This window comes from Xanthobacter luteus, from assembly GCF_040049235.1.
In the GTDB taxonomy this organism is placed as follows: domain Bacteria; phylum Pseudomonadota; class Alphaproteobacteria; order Rhizobiales; family Xanthobacteraceae; genus Xanthobacter.
Map to the genome: position 1 here is coordinate 1,302,797 of NZ_JBDZDO010000001.1, position 18,082 is coordinate 1,320,878.

The following is an 18,082-nucleotide window of genomic DNA, read 5'->3' on the forward strand; positions in this document are numbered from 1 at the left end:
GTCACCTCCTCATCGCCATGCCGCGCGCGGGATTGAGGCCGAAGCGTCCCGTCATAGCCTTCGCGAGCGGCCCCATGTCTTCCAGATCCTTGATGAACTGCGCACGGAAGGAATTGAGGAGCGACTTGTTATTGCCCTCCAACACCTTCTGCCAGTCCATCGGCCCCATCTGCGAGCCCTGCCCCGCCGTAATGTTGTAGGTCGGCGCCAACGTGGTGCTGTTCGTGAAGCTCGGCGCCGCCACGCTGCCGCGCACGTCGGGCACGCGCATTTCGACGGGGATGCGCCGGCCGTCCGGAAGCGGCACCGCCGCCTCGGGTCCGGCCTCGCCGAAGATCGCCGCCTTGCGGGACACGCCGCCGGAGGCATAGCGCTTCAACTTGCGCGGCCCCTGCGGCGTCATCACGCCACCATCGGCGAAGCCGAGCATGCCGGACAGGCCCATGCCCCCGCCCATGCCACCCCCACCAGGCATGAGCATGGAAAAGAGCCCCAGCAGCATGCGCTCCAACATCATGTCTAGGATGCGCTTGAGGAGATTTTTCAGAGAATCGGCGAAGGCGTCGGAAGCATTCTTTCCGTCCATGAGCCCGCTCGTGAAGTCGGAGAGGAACCCCTTCGTCAAATCCTTGACTTGATTCAACTGCTCCTGCGCCGCCTTTGTCTGCTCAATGGCCGCGGTCACTTCGCCGTACTTGCGGGCCATCTCGCCGAGCTGCGCCATCTGCTCCGGCGTGAGGGCGATGTTCTGGCGCCGCGCCTCGGCCTCCGCCTCCTGCATGAAAATGTACTCGGCGCCCGCCTGCTTCGTCATGCCGAGGGCGTTGCGCTCCATCTCCAGCGCGCGTACCCGTTCCTCGGCTGACTTGAGCACGTCGGCGCCGGACGGCCCCTTGGACGGCAAGGCGGGATCATAGGTCGCGGCAGGCGTGGCCGAGGGCGCGGTCGCGAGCTTCGCCTGAAGGTCGGCAAGCCGCTTCTGCGCCTCCTGCACCCGCTTGATGCTCTCCTCCACAGAGGCCGCCATGTCCGCCGCGTTGGTGGTGGGCATGGTCGCGCCGTACTTCGCCGCCCACCCGCCGAGCTTCTGGTTTGCCGCCACCGCCTTTGCATATTCGAGTTCGGCTTCAGCATCGGCCAACGCGCGCTTGGCGTTCTCGACGTGCTGCTCGCCGAGGCTCTTCAGGGCTGCCTCGGCGCCGGGCACCCTGCCCTTCACCGCCGCGATGGCCTTGTCGAGTTCCACCATGGCGGTGCGGTGGTTGTCGGCCGCGAGCTTGGCTTGATCCTGCCGAGTGGCGAGCAATGCGATGGCGCCGACAAGCGCGGTAATGGCGATGCCGGCCGGGCCGCCGAGAAGGCGCAGGGCCGCGCCCAAGCCGGCGCTTGCGAGCGTCGCCGCGCGCTGTGCAGCCGCCACGGCAAGGATAGTGGCATTAAGCCGGGTGAGCTGCACGCCTGCCGCGACGGCACCGGCCGCCGCCGCCCCCAGGGACGCCACCAGCGGGCCGAGAAGCGCACCTGCGCCGATGGCTCCGATGGCCACGCCAACGCCGATGATCTCGGCCTTGTACTTCTCCAGCGCCGCCGCGCCCTCCAGCACTCCGGTCTTGAGCGCCACCTCGATCCGCGAGCCCAGCTCGTCGAACTGCCGCGCCACCTCCTGCGCCTGCTTCCCCACGTCGTCGGAGATGACAAGGCCGAGTTCGCGGGCGCGCTCGCGGGCGCGGGTCAAGGAACCCTCGCCCTGCTCCATGAAGCGCACGAACTGCTCGCCGCCGGTGCCGCCGAAAATCTCATCGGCGATGCGGATTTGCGCCGCCTTCGAGAAGCCCTTCAGCTTGTCGATGATCTCTTCAAAGAGCGCCGCCGGGTCCTGGAGCTTCTGCTTCAGATCCTCGGCCGAGTAGCCCAGGCGCTTGAAGGCTTCCTCGCTGGAGCCGGCGCCGGTGCGGATGAATTCGTCGGCGCGAAGCTGCATCTCCTTCAGCCCGTCCGCGAGCGCGTCCACCCCCACGCGGCTCTGCTCGGCCGCATACTTGAGTTCCTGGAAAGGCTCAAAGGCCACGCCCGCCTTCTGCGCCTCGGCCGCTAGGTCGGCAACGGAGGTGGCCGCGGTCTTCAGTGTCGCGACGATGCCCGCCAGGCCGCCACCCGCGATGATGCCGGCACCGCCCAAGGAATTGAACGCGCCGGTGATGGCCGCGCCTGCGCCCGTGAACGCGGCCTTCAGCGTCGCGGCCGAGGACTGCGCCCGCCGTTCGATCGCCGTGAAGCGGGCGTTGGCGGCCTTCTGCGCCCGCTCGAAATTCTTCTCGAAATCGCGGATGCGTGCCTCAAGCGAGACGACAAGCCGCTCGTTACCGTCAGCCATTGAGCCACCTCATCAGTTCGTCGGTTCCCTCGGCGTCATCGAAGCCGGAGCCAGCGCCGGCCTCGGCCGAGGCGCGCGCCACCGCCATCGCGGCAGCGACGGCGCCGTCGATCCGGTCCCGGCTCTTGCCCTTGTGAAACATGCGGTTGCCCGCGGGGTCGGTCTTCGTGACGATGTTCTCGAAGTGCCAGCGCAGGATTGGATGGCCGCCATGGGTGAAGCAGCGGCCGATGATGGCCCGCTCCAGCTCCTTCACCGCAGGCGCCATCGTCACCCACCCCTGCCGCATCTCCACGGCGGGCAGCCCTTCCTCCAGAAGCGTGTTCAGGCTGTTGCGGGCCAAGTGCGGATCGAAGGCGATCTCTTGCACCCGAAACCGCTCGCACAGGTCGCGAACGGTCTGCTCCACCGTTCGGAAGTCCACCACGTTGCCGGGTGTCGGAATGATGAGGCCTTCATCTGCCCAGGCGGGATATGGCACCCCGTCGCGCTCGGCGCGGGCGCGCAGGTTGTCCGCGGGACAGAAGAACCAAGGATGGACGATGTAGCCGCCTTCCCCGTCGCGCCAGGCCGCCACGATGCAAGTGAGGTCGCCGTTCGATGACAAGTCCACCGCAAGCCAGCACGGTTCACCTTCGAGCGCCGCGAGGTCCACAGGCCCGTTGCCTTCGTCGTACACGTCCATCTCGACAAAGGGATCTTCGGAATGGTCCAGCCAGATATTCAGGTTGAGCTGGCGGAAGGCCTCCCGGTCGCCGAGGCGCCGCTCACCTTCACGGGCGAGCTGGCGCAGGCCCTCAATGTCCGGATAGCCATGGGCAAGGCCAGGGTTCACCCGGTGCCACACCGCCTCGTCGCGCCAATCCTCGTCTTTCCCGGCCTCGAAGAGGATCGGGAGAATGGACGGGTCCACCACCTCGCCGCGCGCCACCTTGCGGGCGTCTTCGACGATGTCCGCGGCAATGTTCTCCTGCCCCCGGCCGGCCGTGGTGGCGACGATCAGGAGCGAGCCCTTCACCTTCACGAGGCCTGACTTCAGCACGTCCCACAGGTCGCGCTTTTTCCAGGCGTGCAGCTCATCGGCGAGCACGAAAACGGGCGTGCGGCCGTGCTGTGTGCCGGCATCGCAGGAGATGGCTTCGTAGAAGCTGCCCCACTTCTTCGACGTGATCCGGTTGCGGTAGTCCTGCAAGGCCGTGACGGCGCCGAGCCGGCGGTCGCTCCGGATGATTCCGAGCGCCTCCGCATAGCCCAGGCGCGCCTGCTTGCGGTCTGCCGCCGCGCTCAGCACCTCCCCACCGGGAATGCGCTCGGGGCCGAGGGTATGCAGGAGCGCCAGCGCCGCCGAGAGCGAGGTCTTCCGGTTGCCGCGCGGTAGCAGCAAGACGACGGTTTTCACGATGCGTGTGGCGTCGGCATGGCGCGGGCCATAGATGCGCCGCACGACACGCTCTTGCCAGGGATCGAGCTGGAAAGCCTGCCCAGGGGCCGGGTTCTTTGGGTGCTTGAGCGCGCGCAGGAACCGCACCGCCCGCTCGCCATAGCCGAACGGGTCCGCGATTTCCGAGCCGTCAAAGATCCAGGTCGGATGCGTCTTCGGGATCATGGCTGTCTCGCATTGCCGGCCGGCTCCGGCTCACGGGCGTCAAGCCCAGCTCGCCGCCGAGTTGGCGCACCTGCGTCATGGCGTCGTGCCGGATGCCCACCGCGGGATGCTTCTTCGGCATGCCGCTGTCCGAGCTGTAGGTGAGGCCCTCCTTCGCAAGAATGCGGCTGGCCTCCTGCACCTGCCCCACGGCGGCGCAATAGGCCGCCAGCGTGGGAAGGTCCGCCTCGCTCAGGGTCCGGCGCTCGTTGACCAGGATGGGGCACACCCGGCGCCATTCGGCCTTCGCGTCCTTCGAGAGCCAGGCGGGCGCGGTCGGCACCTTCTCCACGGGCGAAACGTCCGGCTTGATGTTGGCGGGCTTGCGTCCCCTCATTGGTTTCGCGCCACCGTGCGCAGCTCCAGCCCATGCCGCCGGCCAATCTCCTTCACTTCCTTGATGTCGTGCGCCACGCCCTCGAAGAGCACGCGGTCGCGCACCGTCACGCCCGCCAGGAAGCGGGTGCGGAAGATCACCGCGGCCTCGCCCTGGAGGCCCGCGGCCTGGAGAAACTCGGCGGTGCTCGCCTGCACCAGCGCCGCGCGCATGGTGGCGAGGGTCGCCCATGTGGTCGTGACCACGCCCAAAGCGTCCCGCGCCTCGGTGGCGCGCTGGATCGTGACGACGCGGTCAAGCGTGCCCGCCCTCATGGCGCCACCTCCAGAAGGCAATCCACCGTGAGCACGCCGTGCGCCGCCTCGCCATCAGGATCGCGCAGGAATCGCACCTCGCGCACCACAGTCGAGATGGCGTGGTGCCCGTCCTCCAGCACCAGGGGGGTGCTCTCCACCGCGGCCGTCACGGCGCCACCGATGGCCCGTGCCGCCGGCATGCTCTTGGCCCAGAGGTGGAGCGTCGCATAGGTGCGCCGGTGGCGGGCCGCCAACGTGAGCGGCTCGCGCACCACCTGCCCCTCCCCGAACACGATGGAGGGGAAGCGCTGGGGAATGCCGAAGCCGTCCACCATGGACGCGGCAGGCACGAGGGCGAGCACGTCCGCATCCGCCGCGAGGCGGGCGAGCAACGCCTTCTGCAATGCCAGGTCAGGGCTCACGGCTTCTTCTTCCTCTTCACCTTGCGGGTGCCCCTCAGGGACATGGCCGCCTTCAACTTCGCGCCCAGGGAAGCACTGCCCCCCGTGGCCTTGCCCTCGCCGCCGCCGAAGATCGCCTTCAGCATCTCCATGCGGCCTTCAAAGGCCGCCTCGATCTGCGGAATGGGCGTCGCCAGCGCCACGGCCGGAGGCCAGCCGAGCCAGCCGGTGGCCGCCTTGAAGAGCCAGGCGTAGAACTCCGCCAGGCTCACGCGCCGAAAGGGCCGGCTGCCTTCTCTTCCTCCGGCTTCACCGGTTTGCCGCCGTTGGCCAGCATGATGACGAAGCGAAGGAGGAGCGGCGTCAGCTCGATCAGGCCCGCCGCGAACACCTGTTCCTCGGTGGTGCCGCGCTCGTGGTCGCCCCGGCCGAGGCCGAGGTGCACCACGTCCGCCGCCGCCGCGAGGTCGTATGCCTCCAGCTTCGCCAGGAGCGTGCCGAAGTTCTCGTGCCGCCGGTTGAGCGCCATCGCGGCGCCCAAGGTCGGTGCGAGGGTGACGTGCCCGCCCGCGAGCGGGACTTCAACGTGCCCCTCCATCATCACGGGGTTTCGGGCTCTTCGGCCGCGATCTCTTCGATGATCGCCGAGTTGATCGCGAGCGAGAACGTGGTCTTCACCACGTTGTCCACGGTGCCGAAGGAGTTCTTCGCGCTCATCACCAGGACACGCATGTAGAAGGTGGTGGGAGTGCCATCCACCGGCGCGTCATTGGCGACGATCTTGAGGTTGTACTCGTCCTTCACCTTCTCGGCCGCGATGAGCGCCGCCTGCCCCGCGTCCAGGGGATCGCGTCCGCAGATCAGTTCGATCACGCCCGCGTCGCGAACGCCCTTGAAGCGCCGCATGCGGCTATCGCCGATGGAAGAGAAGGTGACTTCGGACGACTCGTCGCCGAACTCGCCGAGGTCTTCCACCTCCTTGATCTCGACATAGCTGTCGCCCTCGAAATCGGCGAGGGCGTCGTTGTCGGTGGTGAAGTCGATCGCGGCAGTGGTGCCGAGATAGACCTTTGCATTCGCAGTCGTCGAAACAGTCATTTCCTTTTCACCTCGCGGTTTTCACTGCCTTCGATACGGCGCGCTTGATGCGCCCCGTGAGCTTCTTCCTGTTGAGCCGGACGGCGGGCCAGAAGAACGGCTGCGCCGCCGCCGCGGTGGTGCCGTATTCCACCAGGTGCGCGTACCGAACATTGGTGTTGCCTGCCGTCACCATGACGGCGTTCTCGGGCACCACCTGCTCGCCCCCCGGCTGGGAATAGGGAGGCGTCCGCTGTCCGGCCGGCGTAACGGCGATGCTTTCGATCAGGTCGCCGGTGTCGCGCGACGCCTCGGCGAGTTGGCGCATGTCCTTCGCGAGGTCCGCGCCGGCCTTGGTCAAGGCGGGCTGTACCGCCTCCTTCACCACGGCCGGGATGGCCTTCAGGCGCCGGTTCAAGCTGGCGAGGCCGTTATTCTTCGCCATCGCCGAAGGCCCATTTGCGGTGCGGGTTGATGAGGTCGAAGAGGCCGAGCGGCACCTCGGAGCCGGAGCCGGAGAAGGTGGTGGCCTCCCGGTTCTCGTAGAGGTGTCCGGCGTAGAGCTTGAGGGCATGCTTCAGCGCGTGAGGCACGTCGCCCTCGATGTCGTCGAAGCCCCCGCACCACCCCTCGATGAAGCCGCGCGCCGCCTCCAGCATGCCGCCGAGCACGCCGTCGTCCGTGTCGGTGGTGACGTTGAGGTGTGCCTTCAGGTCCGCGAGGGACACGATGTCGGTGGTGTCAACCATCACGGAACCTCATGGAACAGGTCAAACCCATGAGAAAAAGTGCGAAATGGGCTCGATGACGCGCGATCTTCCCCCGCCGGTCCCGGCCGGACGGTAGGAAGTCGGAAACCACCCCCGGCATGGGGCAGGGCGCGACGCCGTGGCGCGGGCTCATGCGCTGCGCTCCCGGCTCTGCTTCCATCGGTCGTGGCAGGGGCGGCACAGGGGCTGCCAGTTGGACCGGTCCCAGAAGCGCTTGTGGTCCCCTCGGTGGGGCGCCTTGTGGTCCACCACCGTCGCGGGGCTGGGGCAGCGGGCGCAGGTCGGGTGTGCCTTCAGGAAGGCGGTGCGCTCCACGTCCCACTTGGTCGAGTAGCCGCGTTCCCTCGCGCTCGGCCGGCGGGTGTCCGCCTCGGCCTTCCGCTTGCGCTCGCACGGGCACCGCTCGCCAGAGACGATGCGATGGCCGCAGCCGCAGATGCGAGGGGCGCGCATGGGCATGTGTCAGCCCTCGATAGTCGCAATGGTGGCCGTGGCCGCCGTCACGCGCCGGACGCGGTAGGGACAGACCCAGCCCGCGGGCACACCGGTGAAGGCCAGGGTGTCGCCGTTCGCGTTCTCGACAGGGACGACGGTCACGTTGCCCGTGGTGAGCGCCGTGATGCTCTTGGCGATGGGATCGAGGTCGGAGCTGCCAGGGGTCACGATCCGCCCCTTGGTGCCGAATGTGGCGGGCGTCGCGCTGTAGCTGGAAAAGGGGTCTGCCATGTCTCTGTTCCTCTTGGTGGTGTGGGAGGGGATCCATCCGGAGCCCCTCCCGTTCGGGTATCCACCCGATTGCCGAGCCCTTGGCGGCTGCCCATTGCAGCGCTGGTGCTCGCGACCTTGTCCACCTTGAACCCCATATGAACGGCTTGCGCCGCGGGCACCGGGCAGGTGGACTTTCCGCTATGGGGCGGGCCGCTACGCGCCCTTCAGAAGTCGGTGCCCACAAAGCTCAGGTGACGGGCCGCTCGGTGGCGCCGCCGGAGACGAGGACCGCACCCGCCGCGATGGACGTGCCGGAGTTTTTCGTCATGACGAGGCGCACGTAGCGCTTGAAGCCGGCGTATCCGACCTTCACGACGGCGTTGGCCTCCAGCGCCGAGGGGAACGTGCCCTGAAGCTGCGCCGCCACCACGTCCGCGAAGTCCTCGGTGGCCGTGGTGTCGCTGTCCTGGAGCTTCGGCGTGAAGTTCCCGGAAGAGGCGATGGCGCCGGTATTGATCACCACCATGGCGCTGTTCACGCCCAGGAGGTCGATGGCCTCGGAAGTGACGGTGGCCGCCTGCACGGCCGGAGCCACCACCTGCACGACGGAAATGTTCGATGCGATGTCACGCATGGTCTTGGCCTCCTCAGCTCGTGGCCATCTTCAGCTTGCGCAGGGCCTTGGCCTGCACGACGCCAGCACCCACCCGGCGGGTGGCGTGAATGCGCGTGATGCCCTCGGTGGCGCGGCTGTAGGGGTTCACCAGGATCGACAGGGCGAGCCGGTCGATGATGCGATAGGCGGTGGCGAAGTCGCCGAAGAGGATCGGGAATTCGCCCGAGGCCACGTCCGGCATGTCCACCGCCTCCACCACCGGCCGGCCGAGGATCGTCTCGGGCACGTCGGCGGCATAGGACGGCTGCCACAGATAGTTGCCCTGCCCATCCTTGAGCTTGCGGATGGTGGCCAGGGTGCTGCCGCTCAGGAGCCAGGTGCCGCGCTGGCGATAAGCCGCCGGCAGGGCGTACATGCACGTGATCAGGGCATCGGCCGAGAGGTTGGTCGCGTGGCCGTTGGCCGTGTACGCGATGCCGGGATCGGTCAGGAGGCCCATGGGCTCCAGCACGCCGTCACCTTCGACGAAGGCGAGGCCCTCCTTCTGGCCGAAGTCCTCGGCGAGCGCGAGGCGCACCTCGGCCTCGGCCTGCCCCGCGCTGTCCGCGAGAAGCTGGTTCGACACGTCCACATAGGTATTCACCTCGCGGATCTGAATTTCGAGCTGGCCGAAGCCGGGCTCGCTCTCCTCGGCCGCCTGCGTCTCGCCCTTCCACTTGGCGTTGGTGATGCCGGTGCGCTTGGGATAGGTGACGCTCGGCGCGCCGGTGGTGCGCACGCTGGCGAGGGTGCGGATGGGCGAGAACTCCACCAGGTCGCGCACGAACTCGGTGCTCATCTCGGCCGGCGCCAGATAGCCGCCCTGCGGATCGCTGGAGACGGTGAGGGTCTTCAGCTCATCGACGGGCGCGCGGTCGCCGTGGCGCAGGTAGATGGCGAAGGCCTTGCGCTCGGCGCTCGGGTCGTCCTTCTTCTCGCCGCCGGCCGGGCGGTTGAGCTTGGCCTCGATCTTGTCGAGACGCTCGGTGAAGCCCTTCTGCACGGGCTCCAGCGCCTTGGTGACGAGGGCGGCAACATCCACGTCGGCCGCCTCCTGCTTCGGCGTGGTGTCCGCCGCGGTCTGTTCCGTCATGTCGATATGCTCCGCACCCTTGATGCTGGTGAGCCGGGCGCCGGGGTGCGCGGGCGCGGCCACAATGGAAATCTCGACGAGGTCGAGGTCGGAGATGGTCCGGCCGCCGCCCTTGCGCGGCGCGGCCTTCTTGGTGACGAAGCCGATGGAGAGGCCACCCACGGCGCCGGCCTTGGCGAGCGCGTGCACCTCGCGGGCGCGCGCCACGTCCTGCACCAGGAGCCGGCCGCGCACTTCGAGGCCCTTCTCGGTCTCGGTGACGGCATCCCACACTCCCACGGTGTCCCGTTGGTCGTGGGCGAAGAGCATGGGCAGGGTCTTGCCTACCGAGGCGCGGAAGGCGCCCTTCTCCACCATGTCGCCCACGCGATCGGGCGAGCCGAAAGGCCAGGCGATGCCGGTCACGGCGCCGGCCTCATCGGTCAGGAATTTGCAGTCGAGCGTGAGCCGTTCCATCACGCCGCCCCCTCGGGCTGGGGGGCCGGAGGCTCATTGCCGGGATTTCCGGCATTATCCTGCGGTGCCGCGGCGCCGGCCTGATTGGCGCCGGTGTTCGGATTGGCGAAGGCGTCGCCGCCCTCATAGGCGGGCAGTCCCTCCCAGGCGCGCACCTCGTTCGGGTTCACGACGCGGGCCGAGATGAGCGAGCTATAGGCGGTGGCGCGCTGGCCAAGGTCCGCCCGCGTTAGGTCGTCGCGCTCGAAGTGCACCCGGTGCGTGCGAGATTCGTCCGCGCTGAAGAGCGCCAGGCCGAGCGCACCTTCGAGGGCGCGAAGCCAGGGCTCCAGCGTGTAGGTCAGGAACTCGCGGCCCATCTGCTCGCTGTTCGACCAGGTGGCGCGCGTGAGGTCGAAGAGCATCTGCGGCGGCACGCGGAAGGCGCGGGCGATCTGGAGCACCTGAAAGGCCACCAGCTCGGCGAACTGTGCATCGACGCTGGAGAGGACAAGCTGCTTGTAGTCGGCGCCGCCGTCCATGAAGGCCGTGTTGCCGGTCTTGGTGCTCTCCAGCATGGCGCGGAATGCCGCCGCCGCCTGCTGGATCGCCGCGGGCGTCATGCGGTCTTTGAAGCTCACCATGCCGGCAGGGCGCGAGCCGGAGCCGAAGAGCTTGGCCGCGTGCTTCTCCAGCGTAATGGACAGGCCGATGCTTTCCCGCGCCAGGGACACGGGCGAGCGGCCGAAGGGCGAGCGAAGGTGGATGATATCCGCCGCCGGCATCTCGCGGCCGTTGAGGAAGTAGCGATAGGCGCCGGTGCCGTCCTCGTGGCGCTGTGCAGTCAGGCGCGAGGGATCATAGGCGATCACCTCCACCGGCCGGCCGTTGACACGGTTCACCCACGCGAGGCCGCCCTGATCGTGCAGGAGCGCCGACGCGACGATGTCCCGGATGAACTCGAATGAGCACGTCCAGTCGTTCGCGCGGTCCCGCAGCAAGATCGCCACCGGGTGTTCCGGCGCTTCGTCCTCGCCCACCATCACCTTCGCGTCCAGCGTGGCGACGGCTTCGGAGATGGCGCGCACCGCGGCGCTCACGGCCGGAACCTGAAGGGCAGTTCCAGGCCCCACGTTCACGCCCGCCGCCGTGGGGTTGGACGCGCCGAAGAGCGCCCGCAAATCGCTATCAGGCGAGGCGAGCGACTTCCGGTCGGGAGCAAAGAACTGTCGAATGCGATGAAGCATGCGCCATGATTTGGCTGAACCAAGTCAAATGGCAAGTATAGTCAGGCCTTCAATAGGCACGTGACCTTGACTGTCTATGCGCTCAATTGATGATGATTGTTCCATGGCTATAGGTGCGCAGATGAAGGGGTGTCTTCTGATATCAATATCGAGAGATATTTAGAGAAAGAGAGAGTGAGGCCCAGGCGCGCGGAAGGGTCCACGGGGAAGCCCCGCAGACCCTGTCAGATCGGGCGTTACCGGCGTTATCGCTGTTATCGGGGGTCACTGTTATGGGCGGATAACACCGAGGGGCGATAACACCGATAACGCGATAACGGACCTACTCCTCGTCGTCCTCCTCTTGCGGACGTGGCGCCCTCAGAAGGTCCATTCGCTCGGGATGGACATAGTGCTTCCCATCCTTCACCACCTCGCCGGCCTTCGTCATCTTGAAGAGCAACTGGCGAACGTTGGCGCTCGACCACCCAAGAGCGCCGGAGAGGTCGCTGGGGCTCAACGGCTCCGTGGCGTCTTTCAGCACGTCAAGGATCTGCGTCCGCTCATCAGAGCGGCGCACCTCGGAAGCCTCTCCGATCACCCGCCAGCGACACGAGACGCGGTCGAACTCCACCGCGCTCTCCAGCTCTTCGATGTCCCGGCCGCGGGCATAGAGGCTCGCGCCGTTCCCGTCGCGGTCCAGGATCACCGCCGCGTCGGCCGCGCCCGTGAGCCCCAGCGTGCCGCTCACCTTCTCGAAGGGGTCCGCCTCGCCCGCGCCCTTGCGGGTGTGGTGCACGACGACGATGCCCACACCCGTCTCCGAGGCCAGCGCCTGGAGCGCCTTGATGGCTCCGTAGTCCCGTTCATACGGCGCGGCATCGCGTGGTGTCTGCGCCGGCCGGAACATGGCCAGCACATCCACGATGACGAGGCGGGCGTCATGGGTTTCGTCAATCCAGCGCTTAATTTCCGCGATACCGCCCTCGTTGGCGCGCGGCCATTCGGTGGCAAGGTGGAGGCGCTCCGGCGCCTCGAACCCCGACACGATGATCTTGCGCAAGCGGCGCTGAAGCCGGCGCCGATTATCCTCTAGAGCCAGGTAAAGCACACTGCCCTGGATGCAGCGGATGCCGCCGAGGCAAGTATCGCCCTCGGCCACCGCATACGCCCATTCCAAGCACAGCCACGACTTGCCCAGCTTCGGCCTGCCGGCGAGCAGCGTCAGACCTTCGGCCACATACCCAGGCACGATGAAGTTCACCGGCTCGAACTGCTCGGCCATCAGGTCGAACGCAGTGAAGACTGTGGGCGGCTTGCGCGGCGGCTCCCGGCCACCGCGGCGCTCGAACGCATCCAGCGCGATCACGTCCGTCACGCGGCGGCCCTCCTTGCGGTGGTGGAGCGCACGAAGACCTTGGGCGGCTCAGGCGGCGCCAGGGCCGCGCGGATGTCCCGGGCGTGCGCGAGGTCCTCGCCGGAGAGGGGCGGCCCCTCCCGCAGGCGGCGCCATGCGTACACCGGATCGAGAATCACGATCCCGCGGCCGCCGGACGCGAGCCAAGCGAGCGGCGTCCGGAAGACGGGCACCGGATCGTCGATGAGCCGGCAGGCGAGATGCTCCTCGCCGAGGATGGTGGCCCGGCCAGAGATGCGCGCCCACTTCTCCGGCCGGGCGATGGGCCAGGCGATCACGTCGATCACGTCGCCGAAGGTGTCGCGCGCCATGAGGAGAAGGACGGGAGCGCCGGCCGGATCGTAATCCCACCGCCGCCGGGCGAAGAACCGGGCCGAGGCCTCGGTCGGGGAGAAGTCGCGGATGGCCGTATCGGGCACACCGGCGGCCCGCAGCGCGGCGATGGCCTCGCGGCTCGGAAAGCCGGCCGCCAGGGCTTCGCATTCCAGTTGCGACGGCAGGGGTCCGAAGCTAGGTTCCGGGCTGGGAAGGGGAAGCAAATCCATCCCGCGGGCGTCGGAGTGGGTACCAGCCACTTCGGCGCCTTCTTGTTCGCGAAGGCCTACCATCAATGGAGCCTCCCCGAACGATCCACGAGACGGGCACCTTCCCGCTCCCACTCGCTCGCCACCCGCCGGGCCTCGTCATAGGAGGCGCCGTCCCAGATGCCGAGCGAGCACCCGTCCGGGTCGACGAAGGTCACGAAGAAACGGTACTGCCCCATCTCGTGCGGGAACGGCGAGGCCGTGACGGTGCCGGCGTCGATCACGATCCGCGACACGGGCCGGGGCTCGAAGGGCAAGATCTTGGCGCTCATGCCGTGCCCTCCGCGGGCTGCACCGCGAGCGACATGGCGCCAAGGGCGGAGAAGAAGGACTCCTCCATCGTCTGCACCATCAGCTCGGCGGCATGCGGGGCGTAGGGGTCGGTTTCGTCCTTCATCCAGCGCTCGACCTCGCTCCGGATGATCTCGCGGGCGCGGACGAAAAGGCGCTCCCACTCCGCGGGGCCGGCGCTATCGCCGAGCGCGGCGACGCCCGCCATGTAGATGGTCGCATACCCCGCGCCAATCTTCCGCAGGTTGTCGAGGCAAGCGTTCACCTCGGGATCATCGAAGGTCACGGGCGCACCTCCGAAGTCGAGTTCATGGGGGCGCCGACGCGGGCCGCAGCCCAGATGTCGATTTCGGCCCGGTGGTAGGTGACGGCGCGCCCGACCTTGTGAAAAGCCGGGCCACCACCGCGGCAGCGCCAGGTGGCGAGGGTCGCCAGGGCGCAAGGGACACCTGTCGCGTGTTCGATGTATTCCGCAGCCTGTTCGGGGCGGAACCACTTCCGGTTCAGGTGGGGAGGAAGGTCTTCCATCTCACTCCTCCTCGAGTCGGCGCGCCGCCGTCTTGGTCGACTTCTTGGGCTTCGGCACCTCGCCTGCATCTGGAAGCATCGCTTGAGCCGCCATCCGTTCGGCGTTCAGCAGCCAATCTTCCGCGTCACGCGGGAAGCCGAGGGCGACGCGCACGGCGTCGACGAGTTCGTTCAAGTAGAGGTAGACGGCGCCCTGATTGAAGTGGTCGCCACCGGGGAGCGCCCATGCGAAATGGGCTGCAAATGTGTCGGTCGGCCCCACACGTCGCACCTCGGGGAGGTCATCGGCGATGGCGGGAAGGGCAAGCACCGTCATGACGCTGCCGCCCCACAACCTGCCGGGAAGGCGCCAAAACTCCGGTGCATTCTTGTCCTGATCGCCGGTGTGGGCGAACGTGTACGCGGCATAGGCCGCGCGGCCGGGAGTGACCCCCATTCGCGCGAGCGCGCCGGTGATGCCGATGCCGATGGCGGTGCGCCCAGACACAAGTCGGGCGAGCCCCTCGCCGGGGTTCTCCTTGTCCGTCATGCCGATGGTGAAATGCCCGCGTCCGTACCACGTCCGGATGGTGTTCACGGGAACGCCAGTCGCCGCCGCGACCTGCGACAAGGCGAAGGCGGGCGTGTCGAATCCCGGCGGCCCCTCGATCTTCAGGATGTCCATTACCAACCTCATTCATACGAATAAGCCTGCCGGGAGCCTGACCTAGTTCACGTGAATAAGCAAGGAGGTTGCCGCACGTGACTTTGCGCGGCCTTGTTTTCCACAGGGCGGCGCCTCAAAGATCAACCAGCGCAAGCCTTTCAGAGACACGGCGAAAGTCGCCCTGCTCGCGCTAGCGAAGCGGATGGCTCAATTCTGAGCCATCTCGAAAAGTCGGCACCTCCCCCGCGCGAGTGAAACGGCAACCAGACCGTTATGAGCGGTCCGGCCGCCGACGCGGGGCAAGCTAGTGCCGGGTTTCCAGCATATCCAGCAACGCTTCCCAGGCCGCATCTTGGTTCCTGTATTTTCCGGGAACCCGCAGATATCTGTGCTGACACTTGCACGGCCTGGCGCAGGTCTCTAGGTCGTCAGGATCAACGTCAATGATCAACCCTACCCAGTTCCATGAACGACTGCGTTCACGCATTACGTTGAGCGGAAACCATCCTGCCACGTCACCTTCCAGATATTTTAGTGACATCGATGCCTTCCTTCCTCAGCGTGATTGTGCCTTCGGAAACTTGAACTTGTGCAGCTTGTGCCAAGCTTCGCCCCTGAATTCTTTGACCTCGCGACATTGACTCTTGATGATGCTCGCAATGCGGTAGACGGAGCAGCTTTCGTCTTCTCCAAGTTCTGGAGCCATAATCTCCAGCGCGTTAGCGAGATCGAAGATGGTCATGAGCGGGTTTTCCATCTCGCTCAACGCATCGAAGGCCTCGATCGCCGATTTGGCATCGAACGCCTGAGGATCGACAGACCTAGGGGTGACGTTTGACGCAGCGGACTTCGCTGGCATTGTATTGCTCCGGTGACTACAGTAGGGTGTTTACCCTGTGAACATGCATAAGGGTGTTTACCGTGTCAACAGGCATCACGCCTGCGCAATGTAGGATGGCCCGCGCCGCACTTCAGATCGGAGTGCGGGACTTGGCGAAGCTTGCGGGCATCTCCGCCATGACAATTACTCGCTTTGAGAATGGGCACTCCAGTGGAGCGCCGGAAACGGTCGCCGCTATCCGCGCTGCGCTCGAAGCCGCGGGCGTGATCTTCGTCGATCAGAACGGCGAGGGGCCGGGGGTGAGGTTGAAGAAGGAAACATGAGATGGAAGATATCGAAGCTGCGCTGATCGACCTAAAGCGCTCGATCGACAAGCAAAATGAGGTTCAGGAGCAGACAAACAATTTGTTATATGCTGTAAACGATTCGATCAGAGCTACAGCGCAGGAAATAGCCGACCTAAAGGCTTTTCTGCTTCAGGGAACCAAAGCGGGCGCCAAGCCCGATTAGTACATTGGAAAACACGATGCCCCGCCGAAGACTTACGCTCCCCAGCGCGCGGGCGCCAGAAAATACATGGCTCAGTTTTGAGCCATCTCGGGAAATACTCCCCCTGCGCCCGGGCGCGAGTAAATGCCCCTCTGGGAGGCATTTGGAAGGGGCCGGGCGCACATCTGCGGAAGGCCTCTTGACATCCGTTACGTAACAAGCCCACGCTCCACTTGTTACGTAACGGGTGGCATCATGGCCTTATCGAACGCTGAACGTCAGAAGCGGCACCGCGAGCGCCTGAAGGCCCGCGCATCGTCTTCCACGATCCCCGAGCCCCGGTCGAGCTTCACAGGCGTGGATGATCCGCTTGAAGCGGATAGCGAAGAGTTCCTCGGGATGGATCGGCACGAATGGGCGGTGGCGCCGGAACCGCTCATCGATCTGTGCGGCTTGCGAGAAGCTGTGAACAGATGGCGCCTCGCATACTATGCCAGGCTGGGCAAAGGCGCAGATAATCTTTTCAATGAGCGATGGAACGACATAGATGTCATTCGCAAAGGTCTTGGCCTCAAGCCACGCAAGGACGATCAGGAAGGGCCTTATGCGGAAGTGAAATCGTTACGTAACGGTCCTAAGCATAGGAGATAGAGCCATGCCGGAGGCTGATAAACAGATCGCCGCACTCAAAGAGCTTCGCGAATATGTGCTCGAAACAAGGCGCACTAGTGCCGTGGCGATTGGCGATAAGGACGAGAGGATCAAGAGCATAATCGAATGCCAACAGGCCCTTCGCGCGATCGATGAAGCTATCGCCGAGGAAGAGAAGGCACGGACTGCAAATCCAAGCGTGCGCTTTATCTAACAGCCTTTTTCATCGCCTCTGCGATCTTCTTCGCCGTCGCGTCGGCCACCGCCTTGAGCGGATCATCCCGCAGGTGCGCATAGATTTCCGTCGTGCTCGCCTGCTTGTGGCCTAGCACCTTCCCCACCAGATAGAGCGCTGCACCGTCCGCCACCGCGAAGCTGGCGAAGGAGTGGCGCAGGTCGTGCAGCCGCAACTCGGGCATGCCGGCCTTCTCCCGCACGTCGCCCCAGGCCTTGGACAGGCCAGCAATGTGCCCCTCCCCTCCCCGCGTTGCCGGGAAGACGTAGGGCACGCCCTTCCTGCGCTTGATGGCCTTCAAGATATCCGCCGCCGGCTCCGGCAGGGGCGTGACCTTCGCGCCGGTCTTGCTGTCCGGGAAGCGGATCATCCCGCGCTCGAAGTCGATCCACTCCCACTGAAGGCCCTCGATCTCCCCGCGCCGGCAGCCGGTGAGCATGAGGAGGCGGATGCACGCGGCGAAGGACGGGTGCAGCTCGAAGCGCTCTTCCATTTCTGTGATGGTCGCGGCGAGCGTCGCCACTTCCTTCTCCGACAGGAAGCGCTCCACCTTCTCCTGCTTGAAGAGCTTCACGCCCGCCGCCGGGTTCGCAGGGATGATGCCGCGCTCGGCCGCGAAGGAGAGCATGGCCCGCAAGGTTGCGGTCGCGCGCGCGGCGATGCCCTTGCCGCCGGTGACGCGCGCGGCACCCCGCGGCTTCGTCTTGCTGGTGCGCGCCGTCTTGCCCTCGGCCACATCGAACTGAAACTTGGCGATGTCCGCCCGCGCCAGGCTCTTCACGGGCGTGGTGCCCAGGAGCGGCTTGATATGGGAACGGGCGATGGCCGCGTCGGTGTCCCAGCTCCGCTTCTTCTTGTTCGGCCGCTCGGCCGGTCCTTCCTTCAGGTAGAGGTCCACGAGGTCGGCCACAGTCGCCGCCGAGCGGGCCGCTGCCTTCACCGCCAGGGGATCGATGCCGTGGAGCGCCAGGCTGCGCAGCGCCTCCCGCGCCTTCTCCCGCGCTTCATCCACGGTCCAGGGCGAGCCGTGCTTGCCGATGGTCAGCCGCCGGGATCGGCCCTCGGGCGTGCGATACTGGAGGATATAGGACTTCACCCCGGCGGGGGTGACGCGCAAGGCGAAGCCTTTCACCTCCGAATCCCATATGAAGAACTGGGCACCGGAGGGCTGCGCGGCATCCACCATCCGCTTGGTGATTTTTGCTGACATAGGGCGCTCCTAGAGCGCCATGTAAGCACCAGGAGGCAAATTCGAGCAAACGCGAAAAATGCGTGTCACTTCCGATCAACGGCTATTCCATTGGTATTTCACGTATAATCATCGTTAGCCATATCGGCACAAATTACAGCAAAATAGGGTGGAAGCCATTCGTAATGCGTGGG

Annotated in this window: 27 protein-coding genes; 4 read left to right on the top strand and 23 right to left on the bottom strand. The window is 66.2% G+C overall.

Features of this window, described 5'->3' with window-relative positions; translation table 11 throughout:
• Position 1: 1 nt before the first annotated feature.
• From ABLE88_RS06355 to ABLE88_RS06460, 22 genes are all read right to left on the bottom strand, one after another.
• Positions 2-2,374, bottom strand: coding sequence for a phage tail tape measure protein (locus ABLE88_RS06355; protein ID WP_348830596.1), 2,373 nt, complete (start codon positions 2,372-2,374; stop codon positions 2-4).
• Positions 2,367-3,980, bottom strand: a complete 1,614-nt coding sequence (locus ABLE88_RS06360) for a terminase large subunit (RefSeq protein WP_348830597.1) — start codon at positions 3,978-3,980, stop codon at positions 2,367-2,369. The genes ABLE88_RS06355 and ABLE88_RS06360 overlap by 8 nt, the downstream gene beginning before the upstream one ends.
• Positions 3,946-4,356 carry a phage terminase small subunit P27 family gene (locus tag ABLE88_RS06365; RefSeq protein WP_348830598.1) on the bottom strand — a complete coding sequence of 137 codons (411 nt, stop codon included), beginning with the start codon at positions 4,354-4,356 and terminating at the stop codon, positions 3,946-3,948. Before ABLE88_RS06365 ends, ABLE88_RS06360 begins: the two co-directional genes overlap by 35 nt.
• Positions 4,353-4,670, bottom strand: coding sequence for a phage head closure protein (locus tag ABLE88_RS06370; protein ID WP_348830599.1), 318 nt, complete (start codon positions 4,668-4,670; stop codon positions 4,353-4,355). The genes ABLE88_RS06365 and ABLE88_RS06370 overlap by 4 nt, the downstream gene beginning before the upstream one ends.
• Positions 4,667-5,074 carry a DUF3168 domain-containing protein gene (locus ABLE88_RS06375; RefSeq protein ID WP_348830600.1) on the bottom strand — a complete coding sequence of 136 codons (408 nt, stop codon included), beginning with the start codon at positions 5,072-5,074 and terminating at the stop codon, positions 4,667-4,669. Before ABLE88_RS06375 ends, ABLE88_RS06370 begins: the two co-directional genes overlap by 4 nt.
• A complete protein-coding gene (locus ABLE88_RS06380) occupies positions 5,071-5,325 on the bottom strand; it encodes a hypothetical protein (RefSeq protein ID WP_348830601.1) in 255 nt (84 codons plus the stop codon). Before ABLE88_RS06380 ends, ABLE88_RS06375 begins: the two co-directional genes overlap by 4 nt.
• Positions 5,322-5,654 carry a hypothetical protein gene (locus tag ABLE88_RS06385; protein ID WP_348830602.1) on the bottom strand — a complete coding sequence of 111 codons (333 nt, stop codon included), beginning with the start codon at positions 5,652-5,654 and terminating at the stop codon, positions 5,322-5,324. Before ABLE88_RS06385 ends, ABLE88_RS06380 begins: the two co-directional genes overlap by 4 nt.
• Positions 5,654-6,151, bottom strand: coding sequence for an iron ABC transporter substrate-binding protein (locus ABLE88_RS06390; RefSeq protein WP_348830603.1), 498 nt, complete (start codon positions 6,149-6,151; stop codon positions 5,654-5,656). Before ABLE88_RS06390 ends, ABLE88_RS06385 begins: the two co-directional genes overlap by 1 nt.
• Before the next feature lie 7 nt (positions 6,152-6,158).
• Positions 6,159-6,575, bottom strand: coding sequence for an HK97-gp10 family putative phage morphogenesis protein (locus ABLE88_RS06395; RefSeq protein WP_348830604.1), 417 nt, complete (start codon positions 6,573-6,575; stop codon positions 6,159-6,161).
• Entirely contained in the window at positions 6,562-6,879 is a 318-nt protein-coding gene (locus tag ABLE88_RS06400; RefSeq protein ID WP_348830605.1) for a head-tail connector protein, read from the bottom strand. The genes ABLE88_RS06395 and ABLE88_RS06400 overlap by 14 nt, the downstream gene beginning before the upstream one ends.
• Before the next feature lie 150 nt (positions 6,880-7,029).
• Positions 7,030-7,353 carry an HNH endonuclease signature motif containing protein gene (locus tag ABLE88_RS06405; protein WP_348830606.1) on the bottom strand — a complete coding sequence of 108 codons (324 nt, stop codon included), beginning with the start codon at positions 7,351-7,353 and terminating at the stop codon, positions 7,030-7,032.
• A gap of 9 nt (positions 7,354-7,362) precedes the next feature.
• Entirely contained in the window at positions 7,363-7,626 is a 264-nt protein-coding gene (locus ABLE88_RS06410; RefSeq protein WP_348830607.1) for a spike base protein, RCAP_Rcc01079 family, read from the bottom strand.
• Positions 7,627-7,855: 229 nt separating this feature from the next.
• Positions 7,856-8,242 carry a hypothetical protein gene (locus ABLE88_RS06415; protein WP_348830608.1) on the bottom strand — a complete coding sequence of 129 codons (387 nt, stop codon included), beginning with the start codon at positions 8,240-8,242 and terminating at the stop codon, positions 7,856-7,858.
• Positions 8,243-8,255: 13 nt separating this feature from the next.
• Positions 8,256-9,812 (bottom strand): phage major capsid protein, encoded by a 1,557-nt coding sequence (locus ABLE88_RS06420; RefSeq protein WP_348830609.1) that lies wholly within the window; start codon positions 9,810-9,812, stop codon positions 8,256-8,258.
• Positions 9,812-11,038: a phage portal protein gene (locus ABLE88_RS06425; protein WP_348830610.1), complete on the bottom strand. Its 1,227-nt coding sequence runs from the start codon at positions 11,036-11,038 to the stop codon at positions 9,812-9,814. The genes ABLE88_RS06420 and ABLE88_RS06425 overlap by 1 nt, the downstream gene beginning before the upstream one ends.
• 322 nt (positions 11,039-11,360) lie before the next feature.
• Positions 11,361-12,395 (bottom strand): AAA family ATPase, encoded by a 1,035-nt coding sequence (locus ABLE88_RS06430; RefSeq protein ID WP_348830611.1) that lies wholly within the window; start codon positions 12,393-12,395, stop codon positions 11,361-11,363.
• Complete coding sequence (locus ABLE88_RS06435) at positions 12,392-13,042, bottom strand: hypothetical protein (RefSeq protein ID WP_348830612.1); 651 nt, start codon at positions 13,040-13,042, stop codon at positions 12,392-12,394. The genes ABLE88_RS06430 and ABLE88_RS06435 overlap by 4 nt, the downstream gene beginning before the upstream one ends.
• Complete coding sequence (locus ABLE88_RS06440) at positions 13,042-13,290, bottom strand: hypothetical protein (RefSeq protein WP_348830613.1); 249 nt, start codon at positions 13,288-13,290, stop codon at positions 13,042-13,044. The genes ABLE88_RS06435 and ABLE88_RS06440 overlap by 1 nt, the downstream gene beginning before the upstream one ends.
• Positions 13,287-13,595: a hypothetical protein gene (locus tag ABLE88_RS06445; RefSeq protein WP_348830614.1), complete on the bottom strand. Its 309-nt coding sequence runs from the start codon at positions 13,593-13,595 to the stop codon at positions 13,287-13,289. Before ABLE88_RS06445 ends, ABLE88_RS06440 begins: the two co-directional genes overlap by 4 nt.
• Complete coding sequence (locus ABLE88_RS06450) at positions 13,592-13,837, bottom strand: helix-turn-helix transcriptional regulator (protein ID WP_348830615.1); 246 nt, start codon at positions 13,835-13,837, stop codon at positions 13,592-13,594. Before ABLE88_RS06450 ends, ABLE88_RS06445 begins: the two co-directional genes overlap by 4 nt.
• Before the next feature lies 1 nt (position 13,838).
• Positions 13,839-14,501, bottom strand: coding sequence for a hypothetical protein (locus ABLE88_RS06455; protein WP_348830616.1), 663 nt, complete (start codon positions 14,499-14,501; stop codon positions 13,839-13,841).
• 538 nt (positions 14,502-15,039) lie between these two features.
• The gene (locus tag ABLE88_RS06460; protein WP_348830617.1) at positions 15,040-15,342 is read right to left on the bottom strand and encodes a hypothetical protein; all 303 of its coding nucleotides are present in this window, start codon (positions 15,340-15,342) and stop codon (positions 15,040-15,042) included.
• A gap of 95 nt (positions 15,343-15,437) precedes the next feature.
• On the opposite strand from ABLE88_RS06460, the gene ABLE88_RS06465 reads away from it, so the two are divergent.
• From ABLE88_RS06465 to ABLE88_RS06480, 4 genes are all read left to right on the top strand, one after another.
• Entirely contained in the window at positions 15,438-15,647 is a 210-nt protein-coding gene (locus ABLE88_RS06465; RefSeq protein WP_348831100.1) for a helix-turn-helix domain-containing protein, read from the top strand.
• A gap of 1 nt (position 15,648) precedes the next feature.
• Positions 15,649-15,834, top strand: a complete 186-nt coding sequence (locus ABLE88_RS06470) for a hypothetical protein (protein ID WP_348830618.1) — start codon at positions 15,649-15,651, stop codon at positions 15,832-15,834.
• Positions 15,835-16,068: 234 nt separating this feature from the next.
• Positions 16,069-16,464: a hypothetical protein gene (locus tag ABLE88_RS06475; RefSeq protein WP_348830619.1), complete on the top strand. Its 396-nt coding sequence runs from the start codon at positions 16,069-16,071 to the stop codon at positions 16,462-16,464.
• A gap of 4 nt (positions 16,465-16,468) precedes the next feature.
• Entirely contained in the window at positions 16,469-16,678 is a 210-nt protein-coding gene (locus ABLE88_RS06480; protein ID WP_348830620.1) for a hypothetical protein, read from the top strand.
• Here ABLE88_RS06480 and ABLE88_RS06485 read toward each other — a convergent pair.
• On the bottom strand, positions 16,671-17,909 hold the full coding sequence (locus tag ABLE88_RS06485; protein ID WP_348830621.1) for a site-specific integrase: 1,239 nt from the start codon (positions 17,907-17,909) through the stop codon (positions 16,671-16,673). The genes ABLE88_RS06480 and ABLE88_RS06485 overlap by 8 nt on opposite strands.
• Positions 17,910-18,082 lie beyond the last annotated feature (173 nt).

Bases quoted from the DNA above. Each gene is read 5' to 3' on its own strand.
- ABLE88_RS06355 (WP_348830596.1), bottom strand. From the start codon at position 2,374: ATGGCTGACGGTAACGAGCGGCTTGTCGTCTCGCTTGAGGCACGCATC.
- ABLE88_RS06360 (WP_348830597.1), bottom strand. From the start codon at position 3,980: ATGATCCCGAAGACGCATCCGACCTGGATCTTTGACGGCTCGGAAATC.
- ABLE88_RS06365 (WP_348830598.1), bottom strand. From the start codon at position 4,356: ATGAGGGGACGCAAGCCCGCCAACATCAAGCCGGACGTTTCGCCCGTG.
- ABLE88_RS06370 (WP_348830599.1), bottom strand. From the start codon at position 4,670: ATGAGGGCGGGCACGCTTGACCGCGTCGTCACGATCCAGCGCGCCACC.
- ABLE88_RS06385 (WP_348830602.1), bottom strand. From the start codon at position 5,654: ATGATGGAGGGGCACGTTGAAGTCCCGCTCGCGGGCGGGCACGTCACC.
- ABLE88_RS06390 (WP_348830603.1), bottom strand. From the start codon at position 6,151: ATGACTGTTTCGACGACTGCGAATGCAAAGGTCTATCTCGGCACCACT.
- ABLE88_RS06395 (WP_348830604.1), bottom strand. From the start codon at position 6,575: ATGGCGAAGAATAACGGCCTCGCCAGCTTGAACCGGCGCCTGAAGGCC.
- ABLE88_RS06400 (WP_348830605.1), bottom strand. From the start codon at position 6,879: ATGGTTGACACCACCGACATCGTGTCCCTCGCGGACCTGAAGGCACAC.
- ABLE88_RS06405 (WP_348830606.1), bottom strand. From the start codon at position 7,353: ATGCGCGCCCCTCGCATCTGCGGCTGCGGCCATCGCATCGTCTCTGGC.
- ABLE88_RS06410 (WP_348830607.1), bottom strand. From the start codon at position 7,626: ATGGCAGACCCCTTTTCCAGCTACAGCGCGACGCCCGCCACATTCGGC.
- ABLE88_RS06415 (WP_348830608.1), bottom strand. From the start codon at position 8,242: ATGCGTGACATCGCATCGAACATTTCCGTCGTGCAGGTGGTGGCTCCG.
- ABLE88_RS06420 (WP_348830609.1), bottom strand. From the start codon at position 9,812: ATGGAACGGCTCACGCTCGACTGCAAATTCCTGACCGATGAGGCCGGC.
- ABLE88_RS06425 (WP_348830610.1), bottom strand. From the start codon at position 11,038: ATGCTTCATCGCATTCGACAGTTCTTTGCTCCCGACCGGAAGTCGCTC.
- ABLE88_RS06435 (WP_348830612.1), bottom strand. From the start codon at position 13,042: ATGGTAGGCCTTCGCGAACAAGAAGGCGCCGAAGTGGCTGGTACCCAC.
- ABLE88_RS06440 (WP_348830613.1), bottom strand. From the start codon at position 13,290: ATGAGCGCCAAGATCTTGCCCTTCGAGCCCCGGCCCGTGTCGCGGATC.
- ABLE88_RS06450 (WP_348830615.1), bottom strand. From the start codon at position 13,837: ATGGAAGACCTTCCTCCCCACCTGAACCGGAAGTGGTTCCGCCCCGAA.
- ABLE88_RS06455 (WP_348830616.1), bottom strand. From the start codon at position 14,501: ATGGACATCCTGAAGATCGAGGGGCCGCCGGGATTCGACACGCCCGCC.
- ABLE88_RS06460 (WP_348830617.1), bottom strand. From the start codon at position 15,342: ATGCCAGCGAAGTCCGCTGCGTCAAACGTCACCCCTAGGTCTGTCGAT.
- ABLE88_RS06465 (WP_348831100.1), top strand. From the start codon at position 15,438: ATGGCCCGCGCCGCACTTCAGATCGGAGTGCGGGACTTGGCGAAGCTT.
- ABLE88_RS06470 (WP_348830618.1), top strand. From the start codon at position 15,649: ATGGAAGATATCGAAGCTGCGCTGATCGACCTAAAGCGCTCGATCGAC.
- ABLE88_RS06475 (WP_348830619.1), top strand. From the start codon at position 16,069: ATGGCCTTATCGAACGCTGAACGTCAGAAGCGGCACCGCGAGCGCCTG.
- ABLE88_RS06480 (WP_348830620.1), top strand. From the start codon at position 16,469: ATGCCGGAGGCTGATAAACAGATCGCCGCACTCAAAGAGCTTCGCGAA.
- ABLE88_RS06485 (WP_348830621.1), bottom strand. From the start codon at position 17,909: ATGTCAGCAAAAATCACCAAGCGGATGGTGGATGCCGCGCAGCCCTCC.